The sequence below is a fragment of the Nioella sp. MMSF_3534 genome, from assembly GCF_030732985.1.
Classification (GTDB): domain Bacteria; phylum Pseudomonadota; class Alphaproteobacteria; order Rhodobacterales; family Rhodobacteraceae; genus Nioella.
In genome coordinates, this window is record NZ_JASHJX010000022.1 from 26,526 (window position 1) to 40,560 (window position 14,035).

The 14,035-nt window shown below is 64.2% G+C and carries 12 protein-coding genes; 11 read left to right on the forward strand and 1 reads right to left on the reverse strand.

The genetic code is table 11. From position 1 onward, the window contains the following. Window positions 1-53 precede the first annotated feature (53 nt). From RBB16_RS10835 to RBB16_RS10885, 11 genes are all read left to right on the forward strand, one after another. Window positions 54-851 (forward strand): metallophosphoesterase family protein, encoded by a 798-nt coding sequence (locus RBB16_RS10835; RefSeq protein ID WP_306046189.1) that lies wholly within the window; start codon window positions 54-56, stop codon window positions 849-851. Between the two features lie 106 nt (window positions 852-957). Beyond that, complete coding sequence (locus RBB16_RS10840) at window positions 958-1,686, forward strand: Ldh family oxidoreductase (RefSeq protein ID WP_306046190.1); 729 nt, start codon at window positions 958-960, stop codon at window positions 1,684-1,686. A gap of 36 nt (window positions 1,687-1,722) precedes the next feature. After that, a complete protein-coding gene (locus RBB16_RS10845; protein WP_306046191.1) occupies window positions 1,723-2,691 on the forward strand; it encodes a LysR family transcriptional regulator in 969 nt (322 codons plus the stop codon). A gap of 563 nt (window positions 2,692-3,254) precedes the next feature. Next, window positions 3,255-5,180 carry an acetate--CoA ligase gene (gene acs, locus RBB16_RS10850; protein ID WP_306046221.1) on the forward strand — a complete coding sequence of 642 codons (1,926 nt, stop codon included), beginning with the start codon at window positions 3,255-3,257 and terminating at the stop codon, window positions 5,178-5,180. A 10-nt stretch (window positions 5,181-5,190) separates the two neighbouring features. Continuing rightward, on the forward strand, window positions 5,191-5,877 hold the full coding sequence (locus RBB16_RS10855; RefSeq protein WP_306046192.1) for an adenylate kinase: 687 nt from the start codon (window positions 5,191-5,193) through the stop codon (window positions 5,875-5,877). Between the two features lie 102 nt (window positions 5,878-5,979). Next, on the forward strand, window positions 5,980-6,240 hold the full coding sequence (locus tag RBB16_RS10860; RefSeq protein ID WP_306046193.1) for a DUF4212 domain-containing protein: 261 nt from the start codon (window positions 5,980-5,982) through the stop codon (window positions 6,238-6,240). A 14-nt stretch (window positions 6,241-6,254) separates the two neighbouring features. Beyond that, window positions 6,255-8,039 carry a sodium:solute symporter family protein gene (locus RBB16_RS10865; protein ID WP_306046194.1) on the forward strand — a complete coding sequence of 595 codons (1,785 nt, stop codon included), beginning with the start codon at window positions 6,255-6,257 and terminating at the stop codon, window positions 8,037-8,039. Window positions 8,040-8,144: 105 nt separating this feature from the next. Beyond that, window positions 8,145-9,959 carry a DUF294 nucleotidyltransferase-like domain-containing protein gene (locus RBB16_RS10870; protein WP_306046195.1) on the forward strand — a complete coding sequence of 605 codons (1,815 nt, stop codon included), beginning with the start codon at window positions 8,145-8,147 and terminating at the stop codon, window positions 9,957-9,959. A 16-nt stretch (window positions 9,960-9,975) separates the two neighbouring features. After that, a complete protein-coding gene (locus tag RBB16_RS10875) occupies window positions 9,976-10,506 on the forward strand; it encodes a hypothetical protein (protein WP_306046196.1) in 531 nt (176 codons plus the stop codon). 77 nt (window positions 10,507-10,583) lie between these two features. Next, entirely contained in the window at window positions 10,584-12,587 is a 2,004-nt protein-coding gene (locus RBB16_RS10880) for an exonuclease domain-containing protein (protein ID WP_306046197.1), read from the forward strand. A 47-nt stretch (window positions 12,588-12,634) separates the two neighbouring features. Beyond that, a complete protein-coding gene (locus tag RBB16_RS10885) occupies window positions 12,635-13,324 on the forward strand; it encodes a GntR family transcriptional regulator (RefSeq protein WP_306046198.1) in 690 nt (229 codons plus the stop codon). A gap of 54 nt (window positions 13,325-13,378) precedes the next feature. Here the strand turns inward: RBB16_RS10885 and RBB16_RS10890 are convergent, their stop codons facing one another. After that, window positions 13,379-13,981, reverse strand: coding sequence for a DUF1523 family protein (locus RBB16_RS10890; protein ID WP_071689083.1), 603 nt, complete (start codon window positions 13,979-13,981; stop codon window positions 13,379-13,381). Window positions 13,982-14,035 lie beyond the last annotated feature (54 nt).

Sequence of the window (14,035 nt, forward strand, 5' to 3'; positions counted from 1 at the left end):
CAGCGCCGCCATACCCTCTTGTTTTTCCTGCCTCGCCAGAGCAAGTGCTAATCATGATCCGCCGCCTGCGCAGCATATTGTCCCGTCCAGTTAGCGACGCATCCCCCGCCCCCGCGCGGGATGCCCTGCCGCGCCCGGAATTCGCCACCTATGTCATCGGCGATCTGCACGGGCGGGCCGACCTGCTGGAACGGGCGCTGGACCGGATCGACGAACATGTGGGCCGGACCGGTGCCCGCAACCCGCAGGTGGTTTTCGTCGGCAACTATATCGACCACGGTCCCGACAGCGCCGCGACGCTGACCCGGGTATGGGAACTGTCCAAGGAACTGCCGAAGAACGTGACCTGCCTGATGGGCAATCACGAACGGATGCTGCTGGATTTCCTGTCCGACCCCAAGACACGCGGCCCCCGTTGGCTGCGATCGGGCGCGCGTCCGACGCTTGACAGCTTCGGCCTTCACACCAGCCAGCTGGAACCCGGCTGCGCGCCAGAACTGTTCCGGCAAGAGGCGCTTGCGCTGCGCAGCCACATGTCGCCCGCGCTGCTGGACTGGCTGGACAACCTGCCCCTGTCCTGGAACTCCGGCAATCTCTGGGTCGTCCATGCCGCCGCCGATCCGCAGCACGCGATGGAAGACCAGTCACCCCGCGTCCTGCTTTGGGGCCATCCCGAGTTCGACACACGGCCCAGGTCGGACGGCACCTGGATCGTGCATGGCCACACCTCCGCCGAGGCCCCGGTCAGCACCGAAGGCCGGATCTGTGTCGATTGCGGAGCATGGGAAACCGGGCTGCTCTGCACCGCCGCGATGCTGCCCGATGGCCGGTATGAATTCCTCTACGCCTGATCGCGCACGGAATTTCTTAACCTTTACGGGCCATGCGCCGTGGACAGAGGCGCCCCGCTGTCTCTAAACTCCTGCGGGCAAGGTTCCTGAGTAGTGAGTGCCGCCGGTGAAAGACATTGGCGAACGTGACATCCTGGCCCCCGGCGACATCGAAGCGCTGGTCTTGGATGTGTTTTTGCGCGCGGGCCTTACGGCTGACAGCGCAGCCCCCGTCGCGAGATCCATCCGCCACGCCGAAACCGCCGGGTTGCGCCGCCTCGGTCTGGGGCTGGTGCCGCATATGGTGGAGCATCTGCGCTGCGGGCGGGTCAACGGGGGGGCAACACCCCACATTGTGGAAAGCGGTCCCGCTGCCCTGACGGTCGATGCCGATGGCGGCTTCCCCTGCCCCGCGGTCGCGATCGGCCTTGAAACGCTATGCGACCGCGCCCAGACCCATGGCATCGCGGTTCTGTCCGTGCGCAACGCTTATCCGGTCGGCGCCGGGCGTCTGTTTCTCGATCATTGCGCGGCGCGGGGACTGGTCGGGTTCGCCAATATCGCCGGGCTCGTGGCGCACGCCGCGCCCAATGGCAGCATGGTGCTGGAGATCGAGCAGCGCCAGCTTGGCCTGTCGCAGGCGTCGCCGATGATGCAAAGCCGCGTTGTCCCTGACCGGGGGACAGGCCGCCCCATCCCCTTCGAGGGCCCGCTCGGCCCCGCCTTCCGGTTGCATCACAGCTTTGTCGCGGTTCGTCCCTCGCTTTGGCATCACGCCCCCGACCCGCCCGTCGCAGTGCAGAATTCCGGTATCGCGGTTTCCCCCGTCCTGTTAGAAAAGATCATCAACGCCTGAGGCATGATCGCCTCGGGCATAAGGTGACAAGATCAGATGGGCGGCGTTCTGAAAGGTGTTTCGATCCGGGGGCTGGAAGTGTTCGAGGCCCTCGCGCAGACCGGGTCGGTCGGCGAAGCCGCGCGCCGTTTGGGCATGAGCGCACCCGCCGTGTCCCAACAGTTGAAGAACCTCAATACCGCAGTCGGCATTCCGCTGGTCGATCAGGGCCGTCGACCGATGACGCTGACCCCCGGAGGCCGGCAGTTCCTGCGCCATGTGGAGGCCGCGCTTGGCGCGCTGCGCACCGGTCAGCGCGACCTGACGACGCTCGATCTGTCGGATGTCTCTTCGCTGCGCATGGGGATCATCGAGGATTTCGAGAACGAGGTCACCCCGACGTTGACCGCGCGGCTTGCGGAAACCATGCAGAACTGCGTGTTCCTGCTGAATACCGGTGCCAGCCACACGCTGCTGAACCGCGTGACCCGGAACGAGCTTGACCTCGCGATTTGTGCCGAAGGGCGAGAGAATCCGCCGGGTGCCGTCATCCATCCGCTGCTGGACGATCCCTATATCCTTGCCATACCGAAGGGCACCAGCCTTGCGAACGGGCTGGAGGGGCTGTCGCATCTGCGCTTTCTGCGCCGCGATCAGGCACAGGTGATGGGCCGCCAGATCGAGGAGATGCTCCAGCGGCAGGGTCAGACACTTCCCAACAGGTTCGAACTGGATTCCAACCAGTCGATCAGCGCGCTTGTGGCCGGGGGCCACGCCTGGACCATCACCACCCCGCTCAGCCTGCTGCGCGGCGGACGCTTCCTTGACGGGATCGATGCCCGCCCTCTGCCTTTCGCGGGAACATCGCGCCGGATCTCTCTGTGTGCCACCGGCGACTGGTCGGGCGATATCCCGCGCCAGATCGCGGCCATCGCCCGCGACCTGATCGAACAGCATTTCACGGCGCCGGGGCTAGACCTGATGCCGTGGTTGCAGGGAGAGTTCAGGATTCTGTCCGACGACTGATTGCCAATGATTCCGGCGAGCCAGGTCGCAACACGGCTGCCGCAGCGCCTGTTTCACCTTCCATCCCCGCCGGAGCCGACCGTGTAGAAAAGAAAACCACTGGTTCCGCCGGACTGTTGGCGATCATGGTGACAGGCTATCCATTTGAAAAAATGTACTTTTAAGACCAAGTTGTAAATTTGTTTACAGCCCACACCGCGCCATCAGAAAATCAGTTACAGAAACCTTCAAGACGCTCAGCAAACAATTCTCCACTTCACGAAATTTTGTAATGTTCGGATCAGGGAAAACGCAACTTATGCACCCTCTTCGGTAAATGCCACCGACCGGCAGGAGGAAACTCCGGTTCAAGCGGCAGCCCGAAGCAACGGTTGGGGGAGGCTAACCAGAACATTCAGCCCTTTCGGGCCCCGCGCAGGACCAGCCAAACCGCAAATTGGCCCCTGTCCGAATATGCAGGACACGTGGAAAGCAGCAGTTTTCCGCCCCGGTTCGACGTGTCATCTGTTTGGGACAAGAACCGAAACTCTTTAAGGGAGAGACCATTGCCCAACGATACGAACATGATGCCCGACCTTCTGCCCGGCGCTCATATCGACAGCACCAAATACGCCGACATGTATGCGGCCTCGATCAATGACCCCGAGGCCTTCTGGGGCGAACACGGCAAGCGCATCGACTGGATCAAGCCCTACACCAAGGTCAAGAACACCTCCTTCGCCCATGACAACGTGCATATCAGCTGGTTCGAGGACGGCACCACCAACGTCTCCGCCAACTGCATCGACCGTCACCTGGCCACCCGCGGCGACCAGACCGCGATCATTTTCGAGCCCGACGAGCCGACCGACGAAGCACAGCACATCACCTACAACCAGCTGTCGCAGGAAGTCGGCAAGTTCGCCAACGTCCTGAAGGAACTGGGCGTCGGCAAGGGCGACCGCGTCGTTCTCTACCTGCCGATGATCCCCGAAGCCGCCTACGCCATGCTGGCCTGTGCGCGCATCGGTGCCATTCATTCCATCGTGTTTGCCGGGTTCTCTCCCGACGCTCTTGCCGCGCGGATCAACGGCTGTGACGCCAAGCTGGTCATCACCTCCGATGGCGCCCCGCGCGGCGGGCGTGTCACCGAGCTTAAGGACAACGTCAACAAGGCCATGCTGCATTGTGGCGACGACGTTCAGTGCCTGGTCGTCAAGCGCACCGGCGGGCAGGTCGCGTGGCGTGAAAGCCGCGATCATTGGTATAACGAACTGGCAGAGCAGGTCAGCACCTACTGCATGCCGACCGAGATGAACGCCGAAGATCCGCTCTTCATCCTCTACACCTCCGGCTCCACCGGGCAGCCCAAGGGTGTTGTGCACACAACCGGTGGCTATCTGGTCTATGCCTCGATGACCCACCAGTACACGTTCGACTATCAGGACGGCGACGTCTTCTGGTGTACGGCGGATGTGGGCTGGGTCACCGGCCACAGCTACATCGTCTACGGTCCACTCGCCAACGGTGCGACCACGCTGATGTTCGAAGGCGTGCCGACCTACCCCGACGCGGGCCGCTTCTGGGAGGTCTGCGCCAAGCACAAGGTCAACCAGTTCTACACCGCTCCGACCGCGATCCGGGCGCTGATGGGCAAGGGCACCAGCTTCGTCGAGAAGCATGACCTGTCCAGCCTGAAGCTGCTTGGCACCGTGGGCGAACCGATCAACCCCGAGGCCTGGAACTGGTACAACGAAAACGTCGGCAAGGGCCGCTGCCCGATCGTCGACACCTGGTGGCAGACCGAAACCGGCGGTCACATGATGACCCCGCTGCCCGGCGCCCACACGCTGAAACCCGGCGCGGCGCAGCATCCGTTCTTCGGCGTCAAGCCGCTGGTGCTGGAACCCACCTCGGGCGAGATCATCGAAGGCAACGGTGTCGAGGGCGTTCTGGTCATCGCCGACAGCTGGCCCGGCCAGATGCGCACCGTCTACGGCGATCACGAGCGCTTCGTGAAAACCTATTTCTCGGACTACAAGGGCTACTATTTCTCGGGCGACGGCTGCCGCCGCGATGCCGATGGGGACTACTGGATCACCGGCCGCGTCGATGACGTGATCAACGTGTCCGGCCACCGCATGGGCACCGCCGAGGTCGAAAGCGCGCTCGTGGCGCATGAGACCGTGTCCGAAGCCGCCGTTGTTGGCTACCCCCACCCGGTCAAGGGTCAGGGCATCTACTGCTATGTCACGCTGATGAACGACGAAACCCCGTCGGATGAACTGAAGAAGACGCTGTCCGACTGGGTTCGCCAGGAAATCGGCCCGATTGCGAAGCCCGATGTCATCCAGTGGGCCCCCGGCCTGCCCAAGACCCGGTCCGGCAAGATCATGCGCCGCATCCTGCGCAAGATCGCCGAGAACGATTTCGGCAGCCTTGGCGACACCTCGACGCTGGCCGATCCCTCGGTGGTCGACGAGCTGATCGAAAACCGGGCCAACAAGTAAGGCAGGGTTAATGAGCACCGACACCATGACCCGCCCCGTCAACCTGATCCTTCTCGGCCCTCCGGGCGCCGGGAAGGGCACCCAGGCCCGTATGCTGGAAGAAAGCTTCGGCCTTGTGCAGCTGTCCACCGGGGACCTGCTGCGCGAGGCGGTTGCCGCTGGCACCGAGGCAGGCAAGGCCGCCAAGGCGGTGATGGAGAAGGGCGAGCTTGTCTCCGACGAGATCGTCATCGCCATCCTGTCCGACCGGCTGGACCAACCGGACGTGGCCAAGGGGACCATCCTCGACGGCTTCCCCCGCACCGAGGCGCAGGCCGCGGCGCTCGACACGCTGCTGGCGGACCGTGGCCAGAAGATCGACGCCGCGATCAGCCTCGAAGTGGATGACGAAGCAATGATCGCCCGCGTCTCGGGCCGCTACACCTGCGCGGCCTGCGGCGAAGGCTACCACGACCAATTCAAGCAGCCCGCCAAGGCGGGCACTTGCGACAAATGCCAGGGCACCGAGTTCAAACGGCGCGCTGACGACAATGCCGAAACGGTGCGCACGCGCCTGACGGCATACCACGCCCAAACCGCCCCGCTCATCAGCTATTACGCCGCGCGTGATGCGCTGACGCGGGTGCCCGCAATGGGGGATATCGACGAGATCGCAGCCGACCTCGGCAAGATCGTCGGCGGTGTCACGACCGGGTAGCACGAGATTCGTCGCCGCCTTGCTGGAGGGGCGGCGGCGATAAAAAGACCCGGGCCGGTCGGGAGGGCAGGTTCGGGAAACCCAATCGAAGGGAGAACTCACATGGCTGACTCGCCATCTAACAACGAATACTGGTCGGCGAACATCCGTCTGGTCACCATCTGCTTGGTGATCTGGGCGCTTTGCTCGTTCGGCTTCGGCATCCTTCTGCGCCCGCTGATCAGCGGCATCGCAGTGGGCGGCACGGACCTGGGCTTCTGGTTTGCTCAGCAGGGATCCATCCTGGTCTTCCTGGTGCTGATTTTCTTCTACGCATGGCGCATGAACTCGCTCGATAAGCAGTTCGGCGTCGACGAAGAGTAAGGACGGACCGACCAATGGATCAGACGACACTTAACTTCATCTTCGTGGGCGCGTCCTTCGCGCTCTATTTCGGCATCGCCATCTGGGCCCGTGCCGGATCGACCTCGGAATTCTACGCTGCTGGCCGTGGCGTGAACCCGGTTGTCAACGGTATGGCAACGGCTGCTGACTGGATGTCGGCGGCTTCGTTCATCTCGATGGCTGGTCTCATCGCCTTCACCGGCTACAACAACTCGCTCTTCCTGATGGGCTGGACCGGCGGCTACGTGCTTATGGCCATGCTTCTGGCGCCTTACCTGCGCAAATTCGGCAAGTACACCGTGCCGGAATTCGTGGGTGACCGCTATTACAGCCAGAGCGCGCGCGTTGTGGCGGTGGTCTGTCTCATCGTCATCTCGACCACCTACGTGATCGGCCAGATGGCGGGTGCAGGCGTTGCCTTCTCGCGCTTCCTGGAAGTGGAAAGCGACTCCGGCCTGATCATCGCGGCCTGTGTGGTTGCCGTCTACGCCGTTCTCGGCGGCATGAAGGGCATCACCTACACGCAGGTGGCTCAGTACTGCGTGCTGATCATCGCCTACACCATCCCGGCAATCTTCATCTCGCTGCAGCTGACCGGCAACCCGATCCCGGGTCTGGGTCTGTTCAGCACCATGAACGAAGGTCTGCCCGGTGGCGTCGAAGCCGGCGTTCCGCTGCTGACCACCCTGGACGGCCTGCTGACCGACCTGGGCTTCAACGAGTACACCGCCACCACCAACCCCTGGCTGATGGCTCTGTACACTCTGTCGCTGATGATCGGTACCGCGGGTCTGCCCCACGTGATCATCCGCTTCTTCACCGTGCCCCGCGTTGCTGACGCTCGCTGGTCCGCCGGTTGGGCGCTGGTCTTCATCGCGCTGCTGTACCTGACAGCTCCGGCCGTTGGCGCAATGGCCCGTCTGAACATCATCACCACCATGTGGCCGAACGGTGTTGAAGGCGAAGCCGTGGCTGTTGACGACCTGCCGGACTGGTTCCGCACCTGGGAAGTCACCGGTCTGCTCGGTGTTGAAGACCTCAATGGCGACGGCATGATCCAGTACTACAATGCTGGGTCCGAAGCTGGTGCTGCCCTGGCGGAAGCCAATGGCCTGGAAGGCAACGAACTGGTCACCTTCAACCGTGACATCCTGGTTCTCGCCAACCCTGAGATTGCACAGCTTCCGGGCTGGGTGATCGGCCTGATCGCTGCCGGTGGTCTCGCGGCCGCCCTGTCCACCGCGGCAGGTCTGTTGCTGGCGATCTCCTCGGCGATCTCGCACGACCTGATCAAATCGACGATCAACCCCAACATCTCGGAAAAAGGCGAGCTTATGGCCGCCCGTATCTCGATGCTGGTTGCGATCGTTGTGGCAACCTACCTGGGTCTGAACCCGCCGGGCTTCGCAGCTCAGGTTGTGGCGCTGGCCTTCGGTCTGGCAGCAGCCTCGCTGTTCCCGACCCTGATGATGGGCATCTTCTCGAAGCGCATCAACTCCAAGGGCGCGGTTGCAGGTATGCTGGCCGGTCTGGTCTCGACCTGTCTTTATCTCTTCCTGTACCTGGGCTGGTTCTTCATCCCCGGCACTGCGATGCTGGATAGCAGCCAGTACCTGTTCGGCATCCCGCCGACCCACTTCGGCCCGATCGGCGCACTGTTCAACTTCATCGTTGCCTACCTGGTGTCCAACGCCACCGAAGAGGTGCCGCAGGAAATCCAGGAACTGGTGGAATCGGTTCGTATTCCGCGTGGCGCCGGCGCAGCCGTCGACCACTAAGGGATCGCCCAATCCCAGGGCCTGCGACACCGCAGGCCCTGTTCAAGACACCGGCGCATCCCGACAGTCCGGGGTGCGCCATTTCTTTCCGGGGGAACCCGTTCCATGCCTCAGACGATCCGAGAATTCCTTGCCCATACCCACCCCTATGACAGCCTGCCCGCCGACGCGCTGGACAGTCTGGCTGGCACGGTGGAGGCGCGTTCGATCAAGGCCGACGCCCAGATCTACAGCCATGGCGAGCCGCTTGAGGCCCTTTACCTGATCATTCGCGGCCGCGTGGACATCACCGACGAAACCGGTGCCGTCCTGTCCATCCTCGGCCCCCGCAACACCTTCGGCGAACGCGGCCTGATGCGCGACGGGCTGGCCGTCACCTCGGCCCGCGCCGAGGAGGATACCGACCTCATCGCTATCCCCGCCGCCGTTTTCAAGGCGCTGGTGACGGATCATCCCGGTGTCGCCAAGTTCTTCGACCGCACCCGCCCGGCCCGCGCCAAGCGGCAGGACCTCGCGACCATGTCGCTGGCCGACATGATGACCCGCGATCCAAGGCAGGTTGCACCCGACACCCCCATTCTCGCCGCCGCGCAGGACATGCGCGATCATGGCGTGTCATCGCTGATGATCACCGAGGGCGAGGCGCTGAAAGGCATCGTCACCACCCGCGACCTGACCAACAAGGCTCTGGCTGAAGGCCTGCCGCATGACACGCCCGTCAGCCAGGTCATGACCGCCGATCCCATTGCCCTGCCACCCTCCGCGCTTGTCTCTGACGTGCTGCACGCGATGGTCGAACGGCGCATCACCCATATGCCCGTGGTCGAGGGCGGCAAGCTCGTGGGCATCCTGACCCAGACCGACCTGACCCGTTTTCAGGCGACCTCTTCCGCCGCACTGATCCGAGAGATTGCCGATGCCCAAAGCTGCGCCGAACTGGCCCGGATCGTCGGACGCATCCCGCAACTGCTGGTGCAACTCGTCGGTGCCCACAACGCCCACCACGTTGTCACAAGGCTGATCACCGATGTGGGCGACGCCACCACCCGCCGCCTGCTGGCCATGGCCGAGGACAAGCTGGGACCGCCTCCCGTTCCCTATCTCTGGCTCGCCTGCGGGTCGCAGGGGCGGCAGGAACAGACCGGCGTTTCGGATCAGGACAACTGCCTGATAATAGACGACGCAATGCAGCCCGAGCATGACAGCTATTTCAAGGCGCTGGCAAAGTTCGTCTCGGACGGGCTCGATGCCTGCGGGTATTTCTACTGCCCCGGCGACATGATGGCGACCGCCGACCGCTGGCGGCAACCGCTCAGCGTCTGGCGTGGCTATTTCAGCAAATGGATCGCCAAGCCCGACCCCGAGGCGCAGATGCTGGCCAGCGTCATGTTCGACCTGCGCCCCATTGGCGGTGACGAGAGCCTCTTTTCCGACCTTCAAGCCGATACGCTGAAACGCGCCGCCGAGAACTCCATCTTCGTCGCGCATATGGTGTCCAACTCGCTCAAGCACACGCCGCCGCTCGGTCTCTTCCGGGGCTTTGCGACTGTGCGCTCGGGCGAGCACAAGAACACCATCGACCTCAAGCATAACGGCGTGGTTCCCATCGTGGATCTGGGCCGCATCTACGCGCTGCAAGGCCAGTTGCCCGTCACCAATACCCGCGCCCGGCTGGAAGCGGCGATTGAGGCGGGCAAGGTATCCACCACTGGCGGGCGCGACCTGCTGGATGCCTATGACATGATTGCCGAAATCCGGCTGGAACATCAGGCCGCGCAGATCCGCCGGGGCGAAAAGCCCGACAATTTCATGCCGCCGAACGATCTGTCCGATTTCGAACGCAGCCACCTGCGCGATGCTTTCGTCGTGGTCAAAACCATGCAATCCGCCGCCGGCCAGGGCCGTGGCATTCTGAGCTGAGGAGATATCCCCGCCCATGTTCTGGACCCTTCTGACCGCCTTCGTCGCCGGTTTCGCCGGTGCCGGCACCGGTTTCGCCCTGCGCCACCTGAGCGGCAAGCGCCTGCCCAAGGGCATCGTCCCGGTGGCCGCCGGTCTCGCCATGATCGCCGCCACCGTGGGGCTGGAATATGGCTGGGCCCGCAATGTGCTGGACACGCTGCCAGAGGATACCCAGGTCATCTCCGAACGCACGCAGCAGGCCTGGTATCAGCCCTGGACCTATCTCAACCCATGGGTGCGGGGCTTCATCGCTCATTCGCCCTCGGAAACGGTGGAAACGGCAGCGGGCTCCGGTGTTCTGGCAGTGCAGATCCGCATCCACGAACGCTGGCAGCCCGAGGTCATCCGCCCGATCCTTGTCGACTGCGCCAATAGCCGCCGGGCTGACGTGAATGCCGAAACCCAGTTCGCCGACGATGGCCAACCCACAAACGCCACCTGGCGGGAGGTCGAGGCCTCCGACCCAATCCTGCAATCCGTCTGCGGCGGGGGGGCCGCGGACTAACCCGATCCGGCGAGGGGCGACGCGCGACCGCCCCGATCCGCCACGCACCAAAGGGGCAAGGAGGAGGCCCCAACCACATGTTCACCCAGCTTTCCCTGCGTCTGCGCATCTTCCTGTTCTTCGCGTTTCTGGCCGTCGCGACCTCGGCCCTCGCCATCGCGGGGCTGACGCTTGGCTATATCCGTTTGGGCGAGGATCACGCCCTCTCTGCCTTCGTCATCGCGGGCCTTATCGGTGTCGTCGCCATCTTCGGCCTGACCACCTGGGTCTGGGTCCTCTTCGACGAAAACGTCGCCCGCCCGGTGGAACGGCTGGCCGCCGATATGCGCGCCCGCGCCCATGCGGATGTAGAGCAGGAGATCGACCACGCCCCCGCCCGTTACCTGGGCGATCTGGGCACCGCCGCCGCCGCCGTGACGGCCAACCTCACCGAAACCCGCAACGCCATGGCCATGGCCGTGGGCCGCGAAACCGCGCGGCTGTCGCTGGAAAAGTCGCGGCTGGAAACCCTGCTGGCCGAGGTCCCCGATGGCGTCCTCTTCTGCACGCCCGATCATTCCGTGGTGCTCTATAACGCCCGCGCGGTAGAGATCCTCGGCCATACCGAAGCACTCGGCCTCAACCGCCCCGTCCGCCACCTGCTGATGCCGGGGCCGATCCTGCAAGCCTATACCCGGCTGCTGGAGGCTGGCGAGACCGAGGGCGCCGACATCCTTTGCGCCACCCGCCGCGGCGCCCGACTGCTGGAGGCCCGCATTCGGCTGCTCTATCTGGAAGGGCAGGAAACCAGCGGTCCGGGCTATGTGCTGTCGCTCCGCGACGTGTCGAAAGACCTCAAGGTCCATGCCGAACGCGCCACCCTGCTCGACCGGCTGATCGACGCGACCGATGACGTGCTCCCTGCCCTGCCGGAGCCGCAGAAATCCACCCTCAGTGAAACCCTCTCCGATATCGCCGCCCGCAAGGCCGCGACCGACACCCAGTGGTGGCCGATGGAGGCGCTGCCGCTCACCGATCTGGGCACCGCCCTGCGCGCCCGTCTCGCCCGCAAGGACGTGGCGCTGACCCTCGACCTGCCCGCCCGCCGCATCCGCTGCGACGGCTACGCGGTCACCCGGATGCTGGAACGTCTGGCACTTGGATGGTCCGGGCAAGGTGCCACCGCCTTCACCCTGCGTCTCGCGCAATTGGGCGACAGCGCCGTGACCCTCAGCCTCGAATCCAGCGCCCCCGCGCCAGACCGCACGGACCTGACCGACTGGCTCTCCGCCCCGCTCTCCCCCGGCTTCGCGGAATTCTCGGGCGGTGACGTGCAGACCACCCACGGCACCCGCGTGACCCTGGGCGAAGGCGAAGCGAACCGCGCCGCCCTGCAGGTCTCTCTCCCGCTCGCCGCCCCCAAACCGACACTTCCCGCCCGCGCCATCCAGTATGATTTCGACCTGCTGCACGCGGACCTGCCGAAAGAACTGTCGCAGGCCCCGCTGAACAAGCTCAACTTCGTGATCTTCGATACCGAAACCACCGGCCTCAACCCGCAGGTGGACGAAATCTGTCAGATCGCCGCCGTGCGTGTCGTGAATGGCCGCGTCCGCCCCGATGAACGCTTCGACATGCTGGTCGATCCCGGCCGCAAGATCCCCGCCGCCTCCACCGCCGTGCACCACATCACCAACGACATGGTTCAGGGCGCGCCCGGTGTGGCAGAGGCGCTGACCCGCTTCCACCGCTTTGCCGACAACAACGTGCTGGTCGCCCATAACGCGCCCTTCGACATGGCCTTCCTGCAACGCCGAGAGGCCGAGATCGGGTTGCGCTTCGACCAGCCCATTCTCGACACGGTGCTCTTTTCCGCCATTCTCTTCGGCCAGTCCGCCGAACACACGCTGGATGCGCTCTGCACACGGCTCGCCATCACCATCCCCGAGGACGACCGCCACACCGCCATTGGCGACGCCATCGGCACGGCGGCGGCCTTCGCGAAAATGATTCCGATGATGGAAGCGGCAGAGCTGCCCACATTGGGGGCAACCATCGACGCTTTCGACCGCCATGCGCGGCTCATTGGCCATCTCAATTGACCAAAGCCCGCGGGCCAGATCCTCTACAAGAAAGACCGGAGACGACAATGGCCCGTGTGCCCCTGTACCAGCAAGCCGAGACCGAACTGTTGCGCCGGATCGCATCCGGCGAGTGGCCCGCCGGCATGCGCCTTGGGAATGAGTTTGAACTGGCCGAGGAATTCGGCGTCAGTCAGGGCACCATGCGCCGTGCGCTGATGTCGGTCGAGGCCATGGGCCATCTCAGTCGCAAACCGGGGCGCGGCACCGTGGTGGCAGACCCCGAACCGGCAAAGCCTTCTGCCCCGCCGGACCTGCGCCGCCTGTTCCTGCCTGATGCGACCCCCCTGCCGCTTGAGCCGTTTCGCGCCCGGCTGGACCTGCGTGACCCGGTTGACGCGGAGCGGGAATTCTTCTCGGGCCGGGTGCAGGCGCTTGGTCGAACGCTCAAATCCGGTGGAGAGCGGATCGCATTGGAAGTGATCCTGATTGATGCCGGGCTGGTACCCGCGATGGACGAGGATCAGCCGGTGGAGTTCCTGCCCCTCCTCCACGCGCTCAATCTCCCTACGGCAACACTGGAGGACCGGCTGCATGCCGAGGTCACCAGCATGGGCGACTCCGTCGCGCTGGCCTGCGACCGTCATACAGGGCTTCTTTGCCTGACCCGCATTGCAAGGGACAATGCCGCCAGGGTGCTGGCCGTGCAGTTCCTGCGCATCATGGAACCGGCCAGCTACAGGACGCTGCCTTCCTGAAGCTGCACGCGCGGCCCAGTCAAACGCCTGCCCGAGCCGGGATGATCGAAACCTTCAGCGCCCCGAGACGCGGTCCTTCAGCTTGGCCCACCGGACCAGAACCCAATCGACCGTTGGGTCGATCACGCGGTCCTCGAACCGTTCCCAGAGCCGCCAGAGGAAGAACAGGAACGCGGCCAGCAGAACGAGGATCACGATATTGAGCCACGGGAAGACGCTGGCGTCGGGACCGTCCACCGCGCGGATCGCGACCGCATTGGGATAGATCGACAGCGCCGGCATGCGCCAGCCGTAGTGCGTGATCATCACCCATTGCGGATTGGCCGAGGTGCTGGTCAGATCCGCGGCCTCCGCGTGCAGGTTGGAACTGTCGAGCTTGAAATAGGGTGGCCAGCCAAAGCCGGTGTCCTCGTTGCGATAGACGCTGACATCGCCATCGGGCTGGGTCGTGTTGATCAGCCGCAGATCGCGGTTGGTGCCGTCGGTGTTTCCGGTGTCCGAGCGGGCATAGAACATCCGGTTCCAGCCAGAGAGGTCCGCCCGGATGATCTCGGTCCCCGTGATCCGCACGATGTCGCGGCCAGGCAGCGTGTAGTGCAGGAACCCGCCAATGAAGAGCGCGATCAGCAGCAGGACAATCCAGCGAACCCATCTCATATCGGTCAAATCCTTCCCGTCGAATGGCCTTTCCCTACCCTGTCAGATGGGAAG